The sequence below is a fragment of the Actinopolyspora xinjiangensis genome, from assembly GCF_900104475.1.
Classification (GTDB): Bacteria; Actinomycetota; Actinomycetes; order Mycobacteriales; family Pseudonocardiaceae; genus Actinopolyspora; species Actinopolyspora xinjiangensis.
Genome location: NZ_FNJR01000010.1, coordinates 182,722 through 203,155, shown reverse-complemented (window position 1 = coordinate 203,155; position 20,434 = coordinate 182,722). Strand labels below are relative to the sequence as shown.

Annotated in this window: 23 protein-coding genes and 1 pseudogene; 10 read left to right on the top strand and 14 right to left on the bottom strand. The window is 68.7% G+C overall.

Annotation, left to right across the window (positions count from 1 at the left end; translation table 11 throughout):
• Window positions 1-236: 236 nt before the first annotated feature.
• From BLQ75_RS16300 to BLQ75_RS16280, 5 genes are all read left to right on the top strand, one after another.
• Window positions 237-1,301 (top strand): FecCD family ABC transporter permease, encoded by a 1,065-nt coding sequence (locus BLQ75_RS16300; RefSeq protein WP_092603315.1) that lies wholly within the window; start codon window positions 237-239, stop codon window positions 1,299-1,301.
• Window positions 1,301-2,071, top strand: coding sequence for an ABC transporter ATP-binding protein (locus BLQ75_RS16295; RefSeq protein WP_092603213.1), 771 nt, complete (start codon window positions 1,301-1,303; stop codon window positions 2,069-2,071). The genes BLQ75_RS16300 and BLQ75_RS16295 overlap by 1 nt, the downstream gene beginning before the upstream one ends.
• A 57-nt stretch (window positions 2,072-2,128) precedes the next feature.
• A complete protein-coding gene (locus tag BLQ75_RS16290; protein WP_092603313.1) occupies window positions 2,129-3,133 on the top strand; it encodes an ABC transporter substrate-binding protein in 1,005 nt (334 codons plus the stop codon).
• Between the two features lie 119 nt (window positions 3,134-3,252).
• Window positions 3,253-3,765, top strand: coding sequence for a PH domain-containing protein (locus BLQ75_RS16285; protein ID WP_092603311.1), 513 nt, complete (start codon window positions 3,253-3,255; stop codon window positions 3,763-3,765).
• A complete protein-coding gene (locus BLQ75_RS16280; RefSeq protein ID WP_244515630.1) occupies window positions 3,762-5,426 on the top strand; it encodes a PH domain-containing protein in 1,665 nt (554 codons plus the stop codon). The genes BLQ75_RS16285 and BLQ75_RS16280 overlap by 4 nt, the downstream gene beginning before the upstream one ends.
• 172 nt (window positions 5,427-5,598) lie before the next feature.
• Here BLQ75_RS16280 and BLQ75_RS16275 read toward each other — a convergent pair whose 3' ends face one another.
• From BLQ75_RS16275 to BLQ75_RS16265, 3 genes are all read right to left on the bottom strand, one after another.
• Window positions 5,599-5,805, bottom strand: coding sequence for a DUF397 domain-containing protein (locus BLQ75_RS16275; protein WP_092603211.1), 207 nt, complete (start codon window positions 5,803-5,805; stop codon window positions 5,599-5,601).
• On the bottom strand, window positions 5,806-6,654 hold the full coding sequence (locus BLQ75_RS16270; protein ID WP_092603209.1) for a helix-turn-helix domain-containing protein: 849 nt from the start codon (window positions 6,652-6,654) through the stop codon (window positions 5,806-5,808).
• 132 nt (window positions 6,655-6,786) lie between these two features.
• Window positions 6,787-8,520 (bottom strand): pyruvate dehydrogenase, encoded by a 1,734-nt coding sequence (locus BLQ75_RS16265; RefSeq protein ID WP_092603207.1) that lies wholly within the window; start codon window positions 8,518-8,520, stop codon window positions 6,787-6,789.
• A gap of 243 nt (window positions 8,521-8,763) precedes the next feature.
• On the opposite strand from BLQ75_RS16265, the gene BLQ75_RS23570 reads away from it, so the two are divergent.
• Together BLQ75_RS23570 and bcp are read left to right on the top strand one after the other, a co-directional pair.
• Window positions 8,764-8,931: a hypothetical protein gene (locus BLQ75_RS23570; RefSeq protein WP_170837534.1), complete on the top strand. Its 168-nt coding sequence runs from the start codon at window positions 8,764-8,766 to the stop codon at window positions 8,929-8,931.
• Between the two features lie 27 nt (window positions 8,932-8,958).
• Window positions 8,959-9,426 (top strand): thioredoxin-dependent thiol peroxidase, encoded by a 468-nt coding sequence (gene bcp / locus BLQ75_RS16260; protein ID WP_092603205.1) that lies wholly within the window; start codon window positions 8,959-8,961, stop codon window positions 9,424-9,426.
• A gap of 266 nt (window positions 9,427-9,692) precedes the next feature.
• Here bcp and BLQ75_RS16255 read toward each other — a convergent pair whose 3' ends face one another.
• On the bottom strand, window positions 9,693-10,451 hold the full coding sequence (locus BLQ75_RS16255) for a sulfite exporter TauE/SafE family protein (RefSeq protein ID WP_092603203.1): 759 nt from the start codon (window positions 10,449-10,451) through the stop codon (window positions 9,693-9,695).
• A gap of 375 nt (window positions 10,452-10,826) precedes the next feature.
• Window positions 10,827-10,934: pseudogene (locus tag BLQ75_RS16250) on the bottom strand (non-canonical purine NTP pyrophosphatase); the annotation flags it as partial.
• 283 nt (window positions 10,935-11,217) lie between these two features.
• Here BLQ75_RS16250 and BLQ75_RS16245 point away from each other — a divergent pair.
• The 3 genes from BLQ75_RS16245 to BLQ75_RS16235 all read left to right on the top strand — a co-directional run bounded on the left by BLQ75_RS16245 (window position 11,218) and on the right by BLQ75_RS16235 (window position 13,834).
• On the top strand, window positions 11,218-11,937 hold the full coding sequence (locus BLQ75_RS16245; RefSeq protein ID WP_092603201.1) for an ABC transporter ATP-binding protein: 720 nt from the start codon (window positions 11,218-11,220) through the stop codon (window positions 11,935-11,937).
• Window positions 11,934-13,229 (top strand): hypothetical protein, encoded by a 1,296-nt coding sequence (locus BLQ75_RS16240; RefSeq protein ID WP_092603199.1) that lies wholly within the window; start codon window positions 11,934-11,936, stop codon window positions 13,227-13,229. The genes BLQ75_RS16245 and BLQ75_RS16240 overlap by 4 nt, the downstream gene beginning before the upstream one ends.
• Before the next feature lie 71 nt (window positions 13,230-13,300).
• Window positions 13,301-13,834 (top strand): hypothetical protein, encoded by a 534-nt coding sequence (locus tag BLQ75_RS16235; protein ID WP_139183004.1) that lies wholly within the window; start codon window positions 13,301-13,303, stop codon window positions 13,832-13,834.
• Between the two features lie 273 nt (window positions 13,835-14,107).
• On the opposite strand, the gene rdgB is transcribed toward BLQ75_RS16235, so the two are convergent.
• The 9 genes from rdgB to BLQ75_RS16190 all read right to left on the bottom strand — a co-directional run bounded on the left by rdgB (window position 14,108) and on the right by BLQ75_RS16190 (window position 20,360).
• Entirely contained in the window at window positions 14,108-14,713 is a 606-nt protein-coding gene (gene rdgB / locus BLQ75_RS16230) for an RdgB/HAM1 family non-canonical purine NTP pyrophosphatase (RefSeq protein WP_092603195.1), read from the bottom strand.
• A complete protein-coding gene (rph, locus tag BLQ75_RS16225; protein ID WP_092603307.1) occupies window positions 14,710-15,465 on the bottom strand; it encodes a ribonuclease PH in 756 nt (251 codons plus the stop codon). The genes rdgB and rph overlap by 4 nt, the downstream gene beginning before the upstream one ends.
• Before the next feature lie 121 nt (window positions 15,466-15,586).
• A complete protein-coding gene (locus BLQ75_RS16220; RefSeq protein ID WP_092603193.1) occupies window positions 15,587-16,006 on the bottom strand; it encodes an Imm1 family immunity protein in 420 nt (139 codons plus the stop codon).
• Between the two features lie 165 nt (window positions 16,007-16,171).
• The gene (locus BLQ75_RS16215; protein WP_092603191.1) at window positions 16,172-16,942 is read right to left on the bottom strand and encodes an MBL fold metallo-hydrolase; all 771 of its coding nucleotides are present in this window, start codon (window positions 16,940-16,942) and stop codon (window positions 16,172-16,174) included.
• A complete protein-coding gene (murI, locus tag BLQ75_RS16210) occupies window positions 16,939-17,763 on the bottom strand; it encodes a glutamate racemase (protein ID WP_092603189.1) in 825 nt (274 codons plus the stop codon). Before murI ends, BLQ75_RS16215 begins: the two co-directional genes overlap by 4 nt.
• Window positions 17,760-18,452, bottom strand: a complete 693-nt coding sequence (locus BLQ75_RS16205) for a rhomboid family intramembrane serine protease (protein ID WP_244515627.1) — start codon at window positions 18,450-18,452, stop codon at window positions 17,760-17,762. The genes murI and BLQ75_RS16205 overlap by 4 nt, the downstream gene beginning before the upstream one ends.
• Before the next feature lie 115 nt (window positions 18,453-18,567).
• Entirely contained in the window at window positions 18,568-19,518 is a 951-nt protein-coding gene (locus tag BLQ75_RS16200) for a PLP-dependent cysteine synthase family protein (RefSeq protein WP_092603185.1), read from the bottom strand.
• A gap of 29 nt (window positions 19,519-19,547) precedes the next feature.
• Window positions 19,548-19,826 (bottom strand): MoaD/ThiS family protein, encoded by a 279-nt coding sequence (locus tag BLQ75_RS16195; RefSeq protein ID WP_092603183.1) that lies wholly within the window; start codon window positions 19,824-19,826, stop codon window positions 19,548-19,550.
• Window positions 19,827-19,904: 78 nt separating this feature from the next.
• The gene (locus BLQ75_RS16190; RefSeq protein WP_043578695.1) at window positions 19,905-20,360 is read right to left on the bottom strand and encodes a M67 family metallopeptidase; all 456 of its coding nucleotides are present in this window, start codon (window positions 20,358-20,360) and stop codon (window positions 19,905-19,907) included.
• Window positions 20,361-20,434 lie beyond the last annotated feature (74 nt).

Sequence of the window (20,434 nt, the reverse complement as noted above, 5' to 3'; positions counted from 1 at the left end):
TCTCGGTGATCCCTGCGCGTGGTGCCCTCGTGCGGTCGGCAACCCGCAGGAAAGGCACCTCCGTTGTGCGACAGAGCTTCACGTCCGATGACAGCACGAGCTCTCCATCCGCTACACGCTCCGCTTCCGATGGGGTCCCGCCGGGGGTGAACGGCTCGAACAGTGTCGAGCGGACCAACCCGGCCCCGACGGCACGCCAGGACCTCACGGGGGAGGTCCACCCGGGCGGGGAAGCACTGGAGCGGAAACCTCCGGAGAAACGCCCGGCACGAGCCCGGCTTCCGCTGCTGTGCACGCTGTTCGGCGCCGGGCTGCTGGTCTCGGTGGTCTGCGGCGTGGCTCTGGGGCCGACCGGCATCCCGTTCGGCAAGACCGTCGAGCTGCTCTACCAGGCACTGCGCGGTGGCGTGGTCCCCGCCGAGGACGCGGGGATCTACTACATCATCTGGGATGTGCGGCTGCCCCGCGTGCTGCTCGCCGCGGTGGTGGGTGCCGGGCTGAGTACCGTCGGCGTGGCCACCCAGGCGATGGTGCGCAACGCCCTGGCCGACCCGTTCGTGCTCGGCATCTCCTCGGGAGCCTCGGTCGGCGCCAGCGCCGTCGCGCTCTACGGGATTCTGGGGGCGCTCGGACTCTACGCCCTGTCCACAGCCGCGTTCCTCGGGGCGTTGGCCGCGACGTCGCTGGTGTACCTGGTCGCCCGCACCTCGAACGGGCTGACGCCGCTGCGGTTGATACTCACCGGCACCGCGATGTCCTACGGCTTCTCCGCCGTGACCACCCTGCTCATCTTCCAGTCTCCGAAGGGCAACGCGGCCGAGTCGGTGATGTTCTGGCTGTTGGGCAGCCTCGGCGGCGTTACGTGGCGCTCGTTGCCGGTGGCAGCGGTGGTGGTCTGCTGTGGAATCGGTTACCTGCTGCTGTCCGGCGAACGGCTCAACGCACTGGCCATGGGGGACGAGACCGCCACGACGCTGGGAGTGGACCCCGCCGGGTTCCGCCGCGAGCTGTTCGTGCTCGCCGCCGCCGTCACCGGTGTGCTGGTGGCGGTCAGCGGTGCGGTCGGATTCGTCGGACTGATGCTGCCGCACCTGGTCCGCCTGCTCGTCGGTGCGGACCACAGGCGGGTCCTGGTGCTCGCGCCACTGGCCGGTGCGGTGTTTCTGGTGTGGACCGACGTGCTGGCGCGAACGGTCGCCGCTCCGGAACAACTGCCGCTCGGCGTGATCACCGCCGCGATCGGTGTCCCCTGCTTCCTGCTGTTGATGCGCCGCCGGGGCACCACGTTGGGAGGTCGCTGATGGACCTGGAGCTCAACGAGGTGGCCGTCTCGGCGGCGGGGAAGCGGCTCATCGAGGACGTGGGCCTGCGGGTTCCCTCGGGCGGGCTCGTGGGGCTGGTCGGACCCAACGGCAGCGGCAAGTCCAGCACGCTTCGCTGCGTCTACCGGACACTGCGGCCCGAGCGGGGCAGCATCCGGCTCGGCGGCCGGGAGCTCGCCGCGATGTCGCTGCGGGAGAGCGCCCGACTGACCGCGGCGCTGACCCAGGAGTCGCAGGCCGAGTTCGACTTCACCGTCACCGAGGTCGTCGAGATGGGACTCACCCCGCACCGTGGGTCCGAAGCGGACCGCGGCGGTTACGACCCCGCCGGGGCACTGCGCGCCGTGGACTGCGAACACCTGGCCGAACGGGGCTTCCTGACGCTGTCCGGCGGGGAGAAGCAGCGGGTGCTCATCGCTCGGGCGCTGGTGCAGCGACCGGAACTGCTGGTGCTGGACGAGCCGACCAACCACCTCGACATTCGCCACCAGCTGGAAGTGCTCTCGCTGGTGCGGCGGCTGGGCATCACGACGCTGACCGCGCTGCACGACCTGAACCTGGCGGCGGCCTGGTGCGACCACGTCCACGTGCTGTCCCGCGGCCGTGTGGTGGCGGGTGGTCCTCCCTCAGAGGTACTGACCCCCGAAACGGTCGGTGCCGTCTTCGGGGTGCGGGCGCACGTGGTCGAACACCCGGAGACGAACGCACCGCAGCTGCTGTTCGCCCCCGCCGAAACGACGAAGAAGTGACTCGACCTCGACGGACGAGGCCGGAAAGGACGGAACGTGGGAAACCACCGAACGACGATGGTCCGAAGCGCGGTGGCGCTGTTGTCGAGCGCCCTGCTGCTCGGCGGCTGCGGCGCGGAGGTGGCGCGGGAGAACTCCGGTGAGGTGCCGGAACGGTTCCCGGTGAAGCTGACCAACTGCGAACGGGAGCGCACCTACGAACACCCACCGGAGAAGGTCGTCACCAACGACATCGGGGTCACCGAGATCATGTTCGCGCTGGGACTGCAGGACAGGATGGCCGGCTACTTCCTGTCCGACGGCCAGCGGCGCGGCGTGGAGAGCTCCCCGTGGAAGCAGCGGTTCGAGCGGGTCCCGCGCCTGGCCGAACGGATGAGTATGGAGCGGATCCGCGAGGCGGGCGCGGACATGGTCTTCGCCGGGTGGAACTACGGATTCGGCGAATCGAGCCGCATCACCCCCGAGCGGCTGGAGTCCGAAGGGATCGACTCCTACGTGCTCAGCGAGTCCTGCCGGGTGGGCGAGACCGGTAAGCGGGGCATCATGCCCCCGCTGGAGGCGCTCTACACCGACATCCGCAACCTCGGTGAACTGTTCGGAGTTCCGGAACGAGCCGAGAAACTCGTCTCCGACTACAGGAGCACCATCGAACGGGCCGCGCCCGACGCGGCCGAGGGGGAGCGCCCCACGGTGTTCCTCTACGACTCGGGGCGCAGCGAGCCCTTCACCTCCGGCAACGGCGGCGCCGCCGACCAGATCATCAGCAAGGCCGGTGGCAGGAACGTCTTCGCCGACCTCGACGACAGCTGGGTCTCGGTGAGCTGGGAGAGCGTGCTGCGCGCCGACCCCGACGTGATCCTGATCAACGACTACGGCGACGAGACGGTGCGGGACAAGATCCGGTTCCTGCGCGAGCACCCAGCGCTGTCCCGGTTGGAGGCGGTGCGGCAGGAGCGGTTCATCGACCTGCCGTACGCGGCCCTGGTGGAGGGGCCGCGCAATCCTTCGGCGGTGCGCGAGCTCGCCGACTTCCTGGAGTCCGTGCCCGGCGACGGGACCTGATCCGGGGGACCGCCGGGGCACCGGCTCGCGCGGGCCCACTGGTTCCGCGCGGGCCGGTTGCCGCCGATCGCCCGGAAACGGCCAGAATGTGGGCGACCACGAGCCGCGCGGAGGTGGCGATGATCGACGTCGGTGGCACCGAGGGCGGTGTGCGGCTACGAGCACCGCGACACCGGGTCGCGCGCAGGGCCGTGCTCTGGTGGAGCTGTCAGGCCGCTTCCCGCGTCGTCGTGCTTCTCGCGGCGGTCGGTTTCGGAGCCTGGTGGTCGCCCTTTCCGAACCGAGCGCTGGTGATCGCCCTGATCGTGCTGGGAGTGCTCGGCATCGGCTACGTCACCGTGATGCCCTGGTGGCGCTACCGCGTGCACCGCTGGGAGACCACCGAATCCGCCGTGTACACGGCCGCCGGCTGGTTGAGCCGGGAGTGGCGGGTGGCCCCGATGTCGCGCATTCAGACCGTGGACACCGCCAGGGGGCCGCTGCAACGCGCGCTGGGGCTCTCCAGCGTCACCGTCACCACGGCCTCGGCGGCGGGGCCGCTGACCATCGACGGCCTGGAGCGGGACGTGGCGGCCGATCTCGCCGAGAGACTCACCAGGACCACCCAGGCCACCCCCGGTGATGCCACGTGAACGAGTTCCCGCCCGAAGAGGCCACCGCCGCCCCGACTCCCCCACCGGGACCGTTCGAGGACTGGCAACGGCTCGACCCGAAGGCCGTCGTCGCGTCGACGGCGCTGGTCGTCGCGCCGATGTTTCCGATCGTCGCGATCATGGCCGTCTCCGACGACGGCTCGACGAGAACACTGACGACCGCGGGCGTTCTGCTGGGCGTGGTCGTACTCACCCTGGTGGGATCCTGGTTGCGCTGGTACTTCACCAGGTTCAGGGTCACAGCCGAACGGTTCGAACTGCGCGAGGGCAACATCTCGCGGAGCTTCCGCTCCATCCCGCGTGAACGTGTTCGCAGCGTCGACCTGACCGCGCCCGTGGTCCACCGGCTGCTGGGGATCTCGGTGGTCAAGATCGGCACGGGTCAGAAGGCGGGAAGTGAGGGGGAACTGAAGCTGGACGCGATCAGCACGGCGCGGGCCGAGGAGCTCCGCCGGTTGCTGCTGCGGCCGCGCGCCGGAACCACTCCGGAAAGCGCTACCCCACCGGTCGCCGACTCCGCGGAGGAGACCGGCACCGAGCTGGCCCGGATGCGTCCGACCTGGTACCTCTACAGCACCCTGACGGCTTCGCTGCTGTTGTTCACCTGGGCGGCCGTCGGATCGGCGCTGAGCACGCTCAGCGACGTGTTCCGCGCCCTGTGGGCCGCCGACACCGCCACCGACTGGCTGTCCGACACCGCGTCGTCGGTGTGGACCCACGCCCCGCTGTGGGCCGTCGTCGTGGCGGCCGTGGTGACGGTCCTGGTCGGTGGGTTGCTGGGGGCGCTGGCCTTCTCCGTCGAGATGTGGTGGGGGTTTCGCCTCACCAGGGAGGGGGATGCCACGTTACGGGTACGGCGCGGGCTGCTGACCACACGTGCCGTCTCCCTGGAGCGGCGGCGGCTGCGCGGGGTGGAGCTCGCCGAGCCGATGTTGTTGCGGTTGGCCGGTGGCAGCAGACTCACCGCCGTGGCGACCGGGCTGGAGCACGGCGAGACGTCGGGACGCTCCGACAACAAGGCCCTGCTCCCACCGGCACCGCGCGGTGTGGCGGGACGGATCGGCGCCCTGGTGCTGGAGCGTCCCGGCACGCTGGAGGACGGCGCGCCGCTGCGGGCCCACCCGCGCGTCGCACTGCGACGGCGCCTGTCGCGGGTACTACTGCCCGCGCTGCTCCTCGCGTCCGGGCTCGCCGTAGCGGCTCACCAGAGCGAGGTGGTCCCGTGGTGGAGCTGGCTCGTGCCGCTGGGGACCGCTCCGCCCGCCGTGGTTCTCGCGTGGGACGCCTACCGCAACCTCGGACACGGTCACCGCGACGAGTACCTCGTCACCCGCTACGGAACCGGAGTCAAGCGAACCGTCCTGCTGCAGCGCGAGGGGATCATCGGGTGGCGCATCAGCCAGTCACCACTGCAACGGCTCGCGGGGCTGCTCACGGTCAGTGCCACCACGGCGGCCGGGAACGGGTACTACTCCGTTCGTGACGCCGAGGCAGAGCAGGGACTTTCGTTCGCCGAGAGCTGTGTTCCGGGACTTCTCTCCCCATTCCTGGAAAAGAATTCGGAGTTCACCTCGGAATCCGTCGATTCACTCGACGGCACGTCCCACGAAAGAGCGAAGAAACGAACCGACCACCCGTAACCCCGGACCAGCGACGGTGAACACCCGAGATTCAACCCGCCGAAAAGGACTGATTCTCGCCGGAAAAACGCGAATCGAGTCCACATCCGCGACGGGAAACGAAAACCCACCCTGGGAACGTGCCGTAGAACGGCCCCCGTCTCCGCTGTTCTCCAGGACGGGGACCCACCGTTCACGGGGTGTCCTCACACCTCCGAGAGGAATCGCCCTTGAGCATGTTCAGGAACAGCCCCCACTGCCGAACCCCCACCGACAACTGCCCGGCGAGGCGATTCTTGCTGTCCCTGACCCGTACCACGGTGCTGGCGAAACCCACTTCCACGCACTGGCCCTGCCCCTGAGTACGAGTACTACTGCGCCATGAAAAGAGTTCACTCATCTACAACTCCCCTATACGTGCCTCCAACACGCGCGACGATTCCTCGAAACCGGCGGCGTGCGCACGTAAATGATCCATCATGACGTCGTAGTTCGACAGTTCGTTCTCCCTTTCGAGGTACCAACCGCCCACGTGAGTCTCGACGTAGACCACGTCGGGATCGACATGGTCGGAGTACCGCAGAATCACGAACGGACCGACCTGGGCCGGGTGCGCGTCCGTGTCCAGCGGCATGACCTGTATCGCCACGTTCCCCCGCTCCGACAGGCGCAACAGATGCTCGAGCTGCTCGCGCAGCACTCGCTTCCCGCCCGCAGTCCTGCGCAGCGCGGCCTCCCCGATCACCGCCCACAACCGGAGCGGGTCGTCCCCACTGATCCGCTGCTGCCGCCGCAGCCGCAGCTCGGCCCTTCGCTGGATCTCCCGCTCGTCCGCGTCGATGAGGGTGGCTCTGGTGATGGCGTGGGCGTACTCCTCCGTCTGCAGCAGACCGGGAACCGCGTCGGGCTCGTAGGTCTCGATCGAGGCCGCTTCGGCCTCCAGACCGATGTAGGTCTCGTACCACTCGGGCAGGATGTCGCTGTAGGACTGCCACCAACCGCGCGCCCGGGCGTCCCGTGCCAGCCCGAGCAGCCGCTGCCTGCCCGCTCCGTCCACACCGTAGAACTCGAGCAACGCGGCGACATCGCTGACCGTGGGTGAGCGCTTGGCGGTCTCGAAGCGGCCGATCTTGGCCTGGGTGCACCCGAGGTACTCCGCGGCCTGCTGCTGAGTGACTTCACGAACGGCACGCAGCCTGCGGAGTTCGGCCGCGAGCCTGCGGCGCCGCACCGTCGGACTCACTGTCATGTCCCCAGTTTGCTCGCGCAACCGCGCAGCGTCACCACACTGTTACGCGATCAACTCCACCTCTTGCTCCGGACGCGGGTGGGGCGAACAACGGCCCTTTACACCTCTTACGGGCGAACCGGCTGTGCCGGCTCAGGGCCTGGGGATGTTGCGCAGATTGCTGCGCGCCAGGCGAATCATCTTCCCGACACCGCCTGCAAGAACCGTTCTGCTCACGGCCAGCGCGAACCCCTTGACCTGATCACCGGTGATGTGCGGTGGAATGGACATCGCGTTCGGATCGGTGACCACGTCGACCACGGCGGGCCCCGGATGGGACAGCGCGTCCCGCAGCGCGACCCGAACCTCCTCCGGACGCCGCACCCGCACGGAGTACATCCCGAGCGCCCCGGCCAGCGCCGCGAAGTCCACCGGATCGTGGTCGGTGCCGTGGTCGGGCATGCCGTCCACGAGCATCTCCAGCTTCACCATCCCCAGCGAAGCGTTGTTGAACAGCACCACCTTCACCGGCAGTCGCAGGCTGTGCAGCGTCAGCAGTTCTCCCAACAACATGGACAGCCCACCGTCACCGGACATGGCCACGACCTGCCTGTTCCCGTCGGCCAGCTGTGCGCCGATCGCGTGCGGCAGGGCGTTGGCCATCGAGCCGTGGATGAACGAACCGAGCATTCTGCGCCTGCCGTTCGGCGTGACATAGCGGGCGGACCAGACGTTGCACATCCCGGTGTCCACTGTGAACACCGCGTCCTCGCCGGCGAGGTCGTCGAGCACGTCGGCGACGTACTCGGGGTGGATCGGGATCCGCTTGTCCACGTCCCTGGTGTAGGCCTCGACCACACTTTCCAGCGTATCCGCGTGCTCACGCAGCATCTGGTCCAAAAAGGACCTGTCGGTCTTGGTGTCCAGGTGCGGCAGCACCGCCCGGATGGTCTCGGCGACGTCGCCCTGCACCGCGACGTCCAGCACGGTGCGCCGCGCCAGGTGGGACGGTTCTATGTCCACCTGCACGGTGTTGGCCTGGGGCAGGAAGTCGTCGTAGGGGAAGTCCGTCCCCAGCAGCACCACGAGGTCGGCGCGGTGCATCGCCTCGTGGCAGGCCCCGTAGCCCAGCAGGCCGCTCATCCCCACGTCGTAGGGGTTGTCGTACTGGATCCACTCCTTGCCGCGCAGCGCGTGCCCCACCGGCGCCTTGAGGGTCTCCGCCAGCCGCATCACCTCGTCGTGGGCGTGCCGGGTTCCCGCACCGCAGAAGAGCATGACTCGTTCGGCGGCGTTCAACGCCCGCGCCAGCTCCCTCAGCTGGGACTCTGGCGGAACCACGGTCGGCGGCTGGCAGTGCACCGCGCCCTGTCGAACCGGGTTGACCGCGGCGCGCTGCGCCACGTCGCCCGGCATCACCAGCACCGACACCCCTCGGCTGCCCGCGGCCGTCTGCAGTGCGCTGCGCAGCAGCCTGGGCATCTGCTCGGGCTGGGAGAGCACCTCGCAGAGGTGGCTGCACTCGTTGAACATCCGCTCCGGGTGGGTTTCCTGGAAGAAGCCGGTGCCGATCTGGGCCGAGGGGATCTGCGAGGCCAGCGCCAGCACGGGAGCCCCGCTGCGGTGGGCGTCGAACAGCCCGTTTATCAGGTGCAGATTGCCGGGACCACAGCTTCCCGCGCAGACGGCCAGTTCGCCGGTGAGCTGCGCCTCGGCCGCCGCCGCGAACGCGGCGCTCTCCTCGTGCCGCACGTGGATCCACTCGATGCCGTCGGTGCGCCGGACGGCGTCCACGACGGGGTTGAGACTGTCCCCGACGATGCCGTAGATCCGTCGGACCCCCGCCTCGACGAGTACCTCGATGAACTGGTCGGCCACTGTCGGCATGGCTGCTCCAACGAGAACTGCGGGTGTAACCGTGCCCGCCCGGCGCGCGCCACGACCTGTGGTGTCGCCGCGCGGGTCCCAACCAGCGACCCTCACCGCCCGTACGGGTTCCCGCAACTCGGGGAAGCCGCACTCGGGGGCGGGCACCGTGCCATCACCCGTTCGGAGGAAGCGAGTAACGATGCGCGCTCCCCTCGCGATCTCACCGGCGACCCAAAAAGATGATCTCGGGAAAGGAAAGTGGTGAACGTCCGCGTTTACACCCTGTCCGCCATCGCGGTGACCGCCTCGGCCGTGGCCGGACTCTGGTTCGGCGCCATCATGGCCAACGCCGATGTGTTCCGTTCCGAACGACCGGCGGCGGAGTCGAACCACTCGGTGATCTCGAACACGACGACACCGCGTCCGTAGCCGGACGGCATCGGCTAGCGTCGGGGCATGACAGCGAAACTCTCGACGGGCGATGCCGCCCCCGACTTCACCCTGCCCGACGCCGACGGCAACTCCGTGACGCTCTCCGATTACCGGGGGAAATCGGTGGTCGTGTACTTCTACCCGGCCGCCGGTACCCCCGGCTGCACCACGGAGGCCTGCGACTTCCGGGACAGTCTCGGAGAGCTGGACGGCGCCGGGTTCGCGGTGCTGGGGATCTCGCCCGACAAACCGGCCAAGCTGGCCGAGTTCCGCGACGCCGAGGGCCTGACCTTCCCGCTGCTGTCCGACCCGGACCACGAGGTCATGACCGAGTGGGGGGCCTACGGCGAGAAGCAGAACTACGGTAAGACCGTGCAGGGCGTGATCCGCTCGACGTTCGTGGTGGACCCGGACGGCAAGGTGGCGCAGGCGATGTACAACGTCAAGGCCACCGGGCACGTCGACCGGCTGCGCCGCGAGATCGGAGTCTGACGGACTTCGACGGTGAGGCGGTGACCACCGCTCACCGGCGGTGACGGTGCGGCCCGAGGTGACGAGGGCCGTGCGGAACCGCGAAGTCCGTCGGAACGAGTTCCTCGGATCGGCGAAGTGGGGCCCGTTCCCGGCGCGGGCCCGACACGCGCCGACTTCCAACCAGCCGGATGTCCGAGCATCTCCGCCGGACCTCCGCACCGGCTCGCGCCTCCCGGACGATGCTCCGTCGAACGCCCGGCGGAAACCGGGGCGGCAAAACTCCACTAGTCCAGCGCCAGGTACACCGCGACCGCCGCGGCGATCACCACCACCGACCAGCGCAGCACCGTAGGCGGGAGCCGCCGCGCGAGCCTGCCCCCCGCGTAACCACCCAGCAGAGTGCTGGGAACCAGGGTCAGCGCCGCGAGCCAGTCCACCGGCGCGAGCAGCGCGTAGATCAGCAGCGTGACCACGCTGCCGAGCAGGCTCAGCCAGTTCTTGGCCGCGTTGAGGACCCTGAGCTCGGCGTTGGCCGTAAGCACGAGGATCACCACCAGGATCACGCTGCGGGCACCGCCGAAGTAGCCGCCGTAGACCGAGGCCAGCAGGATCCCGACCGTGAGCGGCACCGTCCGGTCCGGACCGTGCTGGTCGGGGTTGCCCAGCAAGGCGCGGATCCGGTTCTGGAACGCCATCAGTACCGCCGACAGCCCCACCAGAGCGGGGACCACCGCGTCGAAAACGGAGCCGGGCAGGGTGAGCAGCAGGGCGCAGCCACCCGCCGAACCGAGCACGGCCGCGATGGAGGTCGGCAGCAGTCTGCGGCCGTTGCGCGTCAGATCGCGGCGCTGACCGAGTGCCGCCCCGACGAACCCCGGCCCCTGCGCCACCGCGTTGGTCACGTTGGCGGCCAGCGGGGACAGCCCGGTGCCGAGCAGCGCGGGGAAGACCAGCAACGACCCGCCGCCCGCCACGGCGTTGACGCCACCGGAGAGGAATCCGACGAGCACGAGCAGCGACAGTTCGAGCCATTCGGGAAGCACGGCGGAAACCTAGCCGTTCCGGTAGGCACCCCTCAGCACGGGGAGAGATTCGGCACAGCGAATTCCGCGCAGCGGTATACGGATACCGCTAAGCGGAATCATCGTTTCGTGGCGCCCCGAGCGGGGACGATCTCGCTCGCCCCCGCCCCACGCGAGATGCCAAGCCCCGGCGCGAGCTCTAAGTCGTTCACCTGCGTGCCGACTCGCCCTGGAGCGGGCCGGACCTCCGTGCGGTACGCGACCGTCGAAGACGGACCTGCCCGGCGACTGCCGCTGCTCCCGGAAGACCGGCCGTTCCGGACTCCGTAGCTGGCTTTCCACCGGGGTTCCCGGGGAGAACCGGCCCTGAAACGGACACCCGTCGGAACGGACCGCCTACGCCGCCAGCTTCCGCGGGTGCGGCAGCAGCTCGCGCAGCGCCCTGCCCCGGTGCGAGTCCGCGTCCTTCTCGGCCGCGGAGAGCTCCGCCGAGGTGCGGGTCTCCCGATATCCCACAAGATCCTGGCTAACTACGGCGTCTTGGGGCGACTTGTCGAACTGATCCTCCCCAACCTCTACAGAATTCCGACATCTTAACTTTTCCTCCTGCGGCGCATGTTTTTTGAACCAAACGAACCCACCCAGGAAAATAATTTTCCCCACGTCGCTCGGCGAAAAAACACCCTCGAAAAATTATCCACGCACACCCGCGTGTTCATGTGCTATATTCCGATTGATTCCACAGTAAATCACATTCGAGGACGGGGATTTGACTTCGACTGTTCGTATGAGCGCGGTATGGCACTCATACCGGGGCCATACCGCGCTGCGGGGTATCGACATGTCATTGCCGGTAGGCGTGACGGCGCTGTTGGGGCCGAACGGGGCCGGCAAGAGCACGCTCATGGGCGTGTTGTCGACCGTGTTGCGTCCACAGCACGGCCGGATCGAACTGAACGGGCTGGACCCCGTGCGCGATCGCCGGCGTTATCGGGAGTCGATCGGCTTCCTACCACAGAATTTCACCGCTCCGGGGCGTTTGACGGTCTCGGAGTTTCTGACGTTGTCGGGGTGGTGGCGCCGTGTACCACGCGCAGAACGGAGGGACGCCGTGCGGTGGGCACTGGATTCCACTGGTTTGGGCGAACGGCGCACGAGCAAGGTGGACAAGCTCTCCGGAGGAATGCTGCGCCGCCTGGGAGTCGCGCAGGCATTGGTCAATGAGCCGACCGTGCTGCTGTTGGACGAACCCACAGTGGGCTTGGACCCCCGGCAGCGTAACGCGCTCCGTGAGGTGATCACCGAGCTCGGAAGGCAGCACACGGTGCTGCTGAGTACGCATCTGACCGAAGATGTAGCGGCGCTGGCCGATCGGGTGATAGTGCTCGACGAGGGGCAGTTGGTGTCCGACTCCACGGTTTCCGAGCTGACCGATCGTGAGAAAGCCACGGCGTCCGATCTGGACGAGGTTTACGAACGACTGCTGGGGGCGGGTAAGCCGGCATGAGTATCCTGGGAATCGCGCTGCGCCGCAGCACCGCAGTATGGGCGGCCCTTCCGATCCTCGTTTTCACTTGGGTGGTCACGAAGGATCGAGAAGGGCTGTGGAACGGCGACTGGTCGATGGCCTCTGGGCATCTGAGCACCTCGGTGTTGTGGCCGGTGGCTCTGGTGGCAGCGGTGGCCGCATGGGATGCCTCGCGGATGCGCCGCGTGGGTGCGGATCTTCTGGAACGAAGCTATCCGCGTTCAGGGATGGCCTATCTGCTGCTGGCCGGTCTACCCGCGTTGCTTTTGTCCGTCTTGTGTTCGGCAGTGATGTTGTTGACCGTCACGGTTTCCGTGCGGGGTGGTGGACACCCGCTGTGGAACTATCTAGCGGTGGCCGAAACATCCTTCGTCGCTGGTGTCGCCGTGGGAGTGGCCGCCGGCTATGTACTGCCACGATATTTGGCCGCGCCCACGGTCGGCATCGTGCTGTGGTTGGTGATGGCCTACGGCTCGATCAGCGACAACAAGTACATCCGCGCCCTGGTGATCCGAGACATCCAATGCTGCTCGATCTCCGAACAACCGCTGCTGGTAACTCTGGCGGGGCAATGGCTGTGGCTGCTCGCCCTGATCATCTGCTGTACGGCCGTACTGTGCTGGCGTCGTCCTCGCCTCGCGGGGCGGATCGGGTTGTTGGCCTTGGTGGTCCTCCTCGGCTCGGGAAAGATGTTCGCCGAAGGAAACGCCCGGTTGACCACGATGCGCCAACCGGACCAAGGCATCTGCCGCCAGAGTCCCGGCGGAGCACAGGTGTGCATGTGGCCCGCCCACAGTGCCGGGATGGACCGCTGGATGGACGTGATCGACGAATACCGCAACCGTTTTCCAGAACTGCATCCGGCCGACAGTTACGCGCAGAAAGGACTGGACTGGTCCGGCGATTCGGCCCGTATCACCAGGATCGAGCCGGCAGAATCACGTCGAGATCTGCTGAAGAGCTTGGCGATTCCCAAGGTATGGGACTCACCCGAGTGCGCTCTCGTCGAAACGGAGAACGACTCCAACCCCCACACCGGATATCGCTACCGCGAGTACCCGGGTATGGAAGCTCGTGCTCCTTTGAAGGCCTGGGTACGCCACCGACTTGATCCCGACCTGAGCATGAAGCAACTCAACCCGCCGCCCAACCGCGTGGCGGAAATCGAACAGCTCCTGGCGGCTCCGAAGCAACAACAACGGTCCTGGGTGCGTCGAGCGGTCACGGCCGCCAACGACTGCACCACCCCTATGCCGGAGCTACCCGCGTGACCCCCGCCTGGCTACTGCTGCGAGCACACCGATGGCCACTTCATGTGGCAGGTTGCGCCGGGGTCGGCCTCGTGAACACGGCCTTCGGGGCCCAACGCCTCCCGGTACCGGTACCCAACGTCGGTCAGCTCGACGTGCCGCTGGGCCTGTTCAGTCCGCTGATACTGTCCTGCCTTCTCACGCTGCAGTTGCGCCCACCCACTCGGTTGTGGGAAACCGCTCCTCGTCCTCAAGGAGCGGTGCGACTCGGACTACTGATCGCAGCCGTAATCCCCGCCGCGCTGGCCTGTCTCCCGCTGTGGACGCACAGCTTCGAACTGGCCCTGAGCGGGTTACGCAATCTGGCCGGGCTCACCGGCATGACCTTGGCCACCGCCACCGTGGCCGGCTCAAGTCGCGGCTGGATGACCGCTTTCCCCTACGTACTGCTGACACTGCTGCTGGGCACCCACGGCAGCAGCGCTTCAGGGGGACGACCGGATCATCCCTGGTGGGCCTTCGTCCTGGAACAACCCGCCGAAACGACCGCCGCCACCCTGAGTGCACTGCTGGCACTCGCCGGAAGCACCGGTTACACGGTATTCGGGACGCGAACGGAACAGTAGAGAAGGCTGGTGGGCGGACAGCCGCGACGGTGACGCACGGCACTGCCGGGCGCTTCACCCTCAGCAACTGCCTGCGACGAAGCTCCGTCGGGATACCCGAGGGGAAACATCTCACCCGAGTCGAACCGACTCCAGCGGGCCCTCGACCCCGGGGCCGAGGGCCCGCCTCACACGGGTTCTCAAAGCGGCGAGAGGGATCGACCGGATCAGCCCCGGCCACCGAATCAGCGAGCCGTACGTCGATACGCTCCGAAAGTGACAGGAACGAACCGCCTACGCCGCCAGCTTCCGCAGGTGCGGCAACAGCTCACGCAGCGCCCTGCCACGGTGCGAGTCCGCGTCCTTCTCGGCGGCGGACAGCTCAGCCGAGGTGCGGGTCTCCCCCTCGGGCACGAAGATCGGGTCGTAGCCGAAGCCGTTGGAGCCGCGCGGCTCTCGGACGAGGCTACCGGGCCAGGTGCCGCGCACCACGGTCTCCGAGCCCTCGGGCGTCACCAGCGCCGCCGCAGCGACGAACGCCGCGCCGCGGCGCTCGTCGGGCACGTCACCGAGCTGGGCCAGCACCAGGTCCAGGTTGGCGCGGTCGTCGCCGTGCCCTCCCGCCCAGCGCGCCGAGAGCACGCCGGGCATCCCGTTGAGCGCGTCCACCTCCAGGCCGGAGTCGTCGGCCACGGCGGGAAGACCGGTGGCGCGGGCGGCGTCGACCGCCTTGGCCACGGCGTTGGCCTCGAAGGTGGCGCCGGTCTCGGGTGCCTCCGGGAACTCGGGCACCTCGTCGAGGCCGACCACCTCCAACCCCGTCACTCCGGCATCGTCGAGTATCCGCCGCAGCTCCGCCAGCTTAGCGGCGTTGCGGGTCGCCAGCAGCAGCTCGCTCATGCGGCACTCCCCGGCAGTTTGCCCGGGTACGGCTCCGCCAGCGCCTCGGCCTGCAGCTCGCACAACCGCGCCGAGCCCGCCAACGCCACGTCCAACATGCTGTCCAGCGTGGACCTGGGGAACGTGGCTCCCTCACCCGTCCCCTGCACCTCCACGAAGGTGCCGTGGTCGGTGGCCACCACGTTCATGTCCACCTCGGCGCGGGAGTCCTCCTCGTAGGGAAGGTCCAGCCGCACCTTCCCGTCGACCACGCCCACGCTGACCGCGGAGACCGCGCAGGACAACGGCTTGGGATCGGAGAGGAGCTTGGCCGCCCGCAGCCAGGTGACCGCGTCGGCCAGCGCCACGTAGGCACCCGTGATCGCGGCGGTCCGGGTACCACCGTCGGCCTGGATGACGTCGCAGTCCAGCGTGATGGTGTTCTCGCCGAGCGCGCTCATGTCGATGCAGCTGCGCAGCGACCGCCCCACCAGCCTGCTGATCTCGTGGGTACGTCCCCCGATCTTGCCCTTGACCGACTCGCGCACCCCGCGCGTGTTGGTGGCCGAGGGAAGCATCGCGTACTCGGCGGTCACCCAACCGAGACCGGAACCGGCACGCCAGCGGGGAACGCCCTCCTGCACGCTGGCCGCGCACAGCACCCGCGTACGCCCGAATTCGACCAGCACCGATCCGGCCGGCCAGTCCTGATACCCGCGGGTGATCCGCACGTCCCGGAGCGCGTCGTCGCTCCTGCCATCAGCTCTTGCCACGCGCACCACCCTAGAACGTCCCACCGGCAGGTCCGAAAGGCGGCGGTCCACCCGGGAACCGGGGAACCGCTTCGGCGGTCGTCCCGCCACGTGCCCGCGCCCGCTCCGCGCGGCGAGGGGCTCACTCCGCCACGGTCCGCCAGGTCACGGACTCGGGACGCTGACCGGTCCGTAGAAACTCCCGAAGCGCCTCGGCCAACGTCGCCACCGGCACCCCACTTCCCTCGGGGAACTCGACGTCACCGCCCCGCAGCCCCGGTGCGGCGGGGTCCCCCTCCGGCACCGCGAGGTCGTGCTCGACGTCGATGTAGCTCATGTAGCCGTAGCCGTCGCGCACCGCCACGCACACGTCGTGGTCCGGCATCCCCTCGTCCTCGTCGGCGAGCTCGCGGGACTCGTGCCAGACCGTGGCCACCCCGGCGTTCGGCTCCGCCAGCCGGGCGAGCAGACCGTCGATCTCGCCGGGCTCGGTCAGCGTGACCCCGTCGCCACTGTTGCTCTCCTCGGGCGACTCGATCGGCCACACGGCTGTGATCGTCACGGTGCTCCTCCACGACGAACGGTCTACGGACACTGGCGGAAGCAGTATTCCACTCACCCGTCGGCACCACGGACGCACCCGGACGGACCGGCGGAAACGATCCCGGTCCACGCCCGGAGGGCGCCGGGAGACGCAGGGCGACCACCTTCGCCGGGCGCACCGCGCTCAGACCCGGTACTCGGCGGCGGTGGAGACCAGCTCGGTGGGAACCGAGGTGTGCTCGCGAGCCTCCGCGAGGATCGCGGTCTCGTCGCACCAGGGCTGCAGGTGGGTGAGCAGCAGCCGCCCCGCCGACGAGCGCTCGGCCAGCTCGGCCGCCTGCTTGCCGGACAGGTGCAGCCCGTCCGGGCGGTCGGGCGAGTCGGGCCAGGAGGCCTCGGCGAGCAGCACGTCTGCCTCGTGTGCCAGCTCGGCGAGTCCGTCACACGGCCCGGTGTCGGCGGTGTAGGCCAGCACGCGTCCCTCGGCCGCGATCCGGAACCCCCAGCTGGGACACACGTGGTGCACCGGAAACGCCCGGATCTCGAACGGACCCACCCGCACCGGGGTCTCGGGCACCGGTGCGAACTCGAAGACGTCCGAGAGGTCCGCCGAGGCTCGTTCCCCCTCGTTCGGGGCGTACAGCGCGGCCAGGCGCTCCGGCGCCTCCTCCGGAGCGAAGACGGTCAGCTTCCGCGCCGTCGGATCGTACGGCGGCGAAGGGTGGTAGCGGCGCAGCACCGTCAGCGCGCCGAAATCGGCGCAGTGGTCCGGGTGCAGGTGTGACAGCAGCAGCGCCTCGGGCCCGAAGGGGTCACCGAAGCGCTGCAGCGTGCCGAGCGTGCCGTTGCCCAGGTCCAGCAGGATCCGAGTCTCGCCGGACTCCACCAGGTACCCCGAGGTGGGCGAGCCGGGACCGGGGATGCTGCCGGAACATCCGAGAATCGTCAGCTTCACACGGCCGAGCGTGACACGTCCGAAGGCCGCACAACATCGGATGTGACGGAGGGCCCGAGAAACCGGCGGGCGAGCTTGGCGAACGGCTCGGGGGACCCGGTGGCGCGGAACTCGTGGTCGGGTGCGGCATCGGGGCCGAGCGGTTCGGCCAGCGAACCGCGCTCGGTGAGCACGCGTGCGACCTCCCGGGCGCTCTCCTCGGCGCTGGAGACCAGCGTGACCTGTTCACCCATGACGTTCCGCAGCACGCCGCTCAACAACGGGTAGTGCGTGCAGCCGAGCACCAGCGTGTCGACGTCGGCCCGCTGCAGCGGCTCCAGGTAGCTCTGCAGCAATCCGAGGATCTGGCGCCCCGAGGTGATCCCGCGCTCCACGAAGTTCACCAGCCTGGGGCAGGCGACGGTGTGGGGGGTCACGTCCGGGACGGCGGCGAACGCGTCCTCGTAGGCACGGGACCTGGCCGTGGCGCTGGTACCGATCACGCCCACCCTGCCGTTGCGGGTGGTGGTGGCGGCCCGGCGCGCCGCGGGCAGCACGACCTCCACGACGGGCACGTCGTAGCGCTCCCTGGCGTCGCGCAGGCAGGCGGAGGAGGCGGTGTTGCAGGCGATCACCAGCATCTTCACTCCCTCCTCGACGAGGGAGTCGGCCACCGACAACGCGTGCTCGCGCACCCGACCGAGCGGCAGCGGCCCGTAGGGGGCGTTGGCGGTGTCGCCCACGTAGCGCAGCCGCTCGGCGGGAAGCCGGTCCATGATCGCGCGGGCGACGGTGAGACCGCCCACGCCGGAATCGAAGATCCCGATCGGTGCTTGGGTCACGTTCCGAGTCTGCCCGGTAGGTCGTCGCCCCGCTCGAACCGCGCCCTGTGCGCTCGGTCACCGCGCCTGACCAGCCACGCCGCGAGCACACCGCCGAGCGCGCCGAACAGGTGCGCCTGCCAGGAGACGTTCGGCTGTCCTCCGGGGAGCACTCCCCACAACATGCCGCCCCAGTAGACGAACAGCACCACCGCCACGAGGATCTGGCCCGCGCTGCGGTTGAAGAACCCCCGCACGAGCAGGAACAGCAGCCAGCCGAAGGCGATGCCGGAGGCGCCGAGGTGGGTGGAACCGTCGCCGCCGGTCAACCAGGTGCCCAGACCACCGACCAGCAGCACCACCAGGGTCACCGCGACGAACTGGCGCACCCCGCCCGCCATGCACAGCCACCCCAGCACCAGCAGCGGCACCGTGTTCGCCACCAGGTGCTCGAAGCCCAGGTGCAGGAACGGCGCCCACAGGATTCCGTCCAGCCCGTCGAGTTCGCGGGGTTGGATGCCGTTCGCGTCCAGTCCGGTGACCTGGCGGGTCGGAGTCGAGAAGCCGGTCTGGAAGAACAGCTGGTCGATCAGCTCCAGCAGGTACAGCAAGGCCACGATGCCCAGCACGATCAGCGCCGCGCGGGCGGGACGGCGCGGTATCACACGTGGCTTGGGTGCTCGGTTCGGTCCCCCGGGCGATGAGCTCACGTCACCGAGCCTACGCCGAGACGGAGCGGGCTCACCAGATCGGGAACCGCTGCCGCGACGGAGACCCGGCCGCGCCGCGCGCGGCGATTCCTCACGAAATCGACGTTCACCGAAGTCACGCCCAGAGCTGGCCGTCCAGCCGCTGCGCCGCCTCGTCCAGCGTGCCGCCGTAGGCACCGGTGGACAGGTACTTCCAGCCCGCGTCGGCCACCAGGAACACGATCTCGGCGGACTCCCCGGCCGCGACGGCCCGCTCCCCCACGGTCAGGGCAGCGTGCAACACCGCGCCGGTGGAGATCCCCGCGAAGATCCCCTCGTGCTCCAACAGCTGACGGGTACGGCGCAACGCGTCGTAGGAGCCGACGGAGAACCGCCTGTTCAGCACGTCGGCGTCGTAGAGCTCGGGGACGAACCCCTCGTCCAGGTTGCGCAGTCCGTACACCAGCTCGCCGTAGCGCGGCTCGGCCGCTACGATCTGGGTTCCGGGGTTGTGCTCGTGCAGGTAGCGGCCGACCCCCACCAGCGTTCCGGTGGTGCCCAGTCCCGCCACGAAGTGCGTGACCCCGGGGAGGTCACGCAGGATCTCGGGGCCGGTCCCCCGGTAGTGGGCGTCGATGTTGGCCGAGTTCCCGTACTGGTAGAGCATCACCCAGTCCGGGTTCTGCTCGGCGAGCTGCTTGGCCACGGCGACGGCCTGGTTGGACCCGCCTTCGGCCGGGGAGGAGACGATGCGGGCTCCGTAGGCCTGCAGGATCTGCCTGCGTTCCTCGGAGGTGTTCTCCGGCATGACGCACACCAGCCCGTAGCCCTTCAGCGAAGCGGCCATGGCCAGTGAGATGCCGGTGTTGCCCGAAGTGGGCTCGAGAATGGTGCACCCCTGGGTGAGGGCCCCCTCCTTCTCCGCCGCCTCGATCATCGCCAGCGCGGGCCTGTCCTTGACCGACCCCGTCGGGTTGCGGTCCTCCAGCTTCGCCCACAGCCGCACGTCGGGTGCGGGCGAGAGGCTGGGCAACCCCACCATCGGAGTGTCGCCGAGGGTGTCGAGCAACGAGTCGTAGCGAGCCACTTCGATCTCCTCCCCGCGAGGTGGGTGCTTCAGCGCATACCACCGGCGACGGCCGGCAGGATCGTCAGGCTGTCACCGTCGCTGACGGTGGCCTCCAGACCACCCACGAACCGGACGTCCTCGTCGTTGACGTAGACGTTGACGAAGCGGTGCAACCCACCGTCCTTGACCAGCCGGTCCTTCAGACCGCTGTGCCGGGCGTCCAGGTCGTTGATCACCTCGGCCACGGTGCTCCCGTCGGCCTGCACCGACTTCTGCCCGCCGGTGTGACTGCGCAGAATGGTCGGGATCGAAACGTTGACAGCCATGGCGCAACCTCCTACTACACGAGAATTTCGCAAATCCACCCGACAGCCGCGCCGTGCCTGGTCACACGACGCGGGGACTCAGCCTAGGTCGGGGATGTCGTCGCCGCCGGTGTGGGCGAACATGTAGGACTCGACGACCTCCACCGGCTCCTCGGTGACGACGCCGTCGACGATGCGGTAGGAGCGCAGCTCGTATTCGTGCGGGTCCCTGGTGGACACGAGCACGTAGTGCGCGTTGGGTTCCGAGGCGTAGGAGACATCGGTCCGCGAGGGGTACGCCTCGGTCGCGGTGTGCGAATGGTAGATGACCACCGGCTCCTCGTCGGCGGCGTCCATGGCCCGCCAGACTCGCAGCTGTTCGGTGGAGTCGAACCTGTAGAACGTCGGGGAACGTTCGGCGTTGATCATTTCGATCATTCGTTCCGGACGGTCCGACCCCTCGGGGCCCGCCACCACACCACACGCTTCATCCGGGTGGTCCCGTCGAGCATGCGCAACCATCGCATCCACGAGGTCGCGTCGGATCACCAGCACAGCCACCATCCTACGGGGTGATTCACCGTGGTCCCATCATGTGAACCCGGTGACCGGTCGTTCATGGTTCGAAA

What these genes read in the sequence shown, in the direction of transcription:
- BLQ75_RS16295 (WP_092603213.1), top strand. Translation starts at nt 1,301, where the DNA reads ATGGACCTGGAGCTCAACGAGGTGGCCGTCTCGGCGGCGGGGAAGCGG.
- BLQ75_RS16290 (WP_092603313.1), top strand. Translation starts at nt 2,129, where the DNA reads ATGGTCCGAAGCGCGGTGGCGCTGTTGTCGAGCGCCCTGCTGCTCGGC.
- BLQ75_RS16285 (WP_092603311.1), top strand. Translation starts at nt 3,253, where the DNA reads ATGATCGACGTCGGTGGCACCGAGGGCGGTGTGCGGCTACGAGCACCG.
- BLQ75_RS16275 (WP_092603211.1), bottom strand. Translation starts at nt 5,805, where the DNA reads ATGAGTGAACTCTTTTCATGGCGCAGTAGTACTCGTACTCAGGGGCAG.
- BLQ75_RS16270 (WP_092603209.1), bottom strand. Translation starts at nt 6,654, where the DNA reads ATGACAGTGAGTCCGACGGTGCGGCGCCGCAGGCTCGCGGCCGAACTC.
- BLQ75_RS16265 (WP_092603207.1), bottom strand. Translation starts at nt 8,520, where the DNA reads ATGCCGACAGTGGCCGACCAGTTCATCGAGGTACTCGTCGAGGCGGGG.
- bcp (WP_092603205.1), top strand. Translation starts at nt 8,959, where the DNA reads ATGACAGCGAAACTCTCGACGGGCGATGCCGCCCCCGACTTCACCCTG.
- BLQ75_RS16245 (WP_092603201.1), top strand. Translation starts at nt 11,218, where the DNA reads ATGAGCGCGGTATGGCACTCATACCGGGGCCATACCGCGCTGCGGGGT.
- BLQ75_RS16240 (WP_092603199.1), top strand. Translation starts at nt 11,934, where the DNA reads ATGAGTATCCTGGGAATCGCGCTGCGCCGCAGCACCGCAGTATGGGCG.
- rdgB (WP_092603195.1), bottom strand. Translation starts at nt 14,713, where the DNA reads ATGAGCGAGCTGCTGCTGGCGACCCGCAACGCCGCTAAGCTGGCGGAG.
- BLQ75_RS16195 (WP_092603183.1), bottom strand. Translation starts at nt 19,826, where the DNA reads ATGGCTGTCAACGTTTCGATCCCGACCATTCTGCGCAGTCACACCGGC.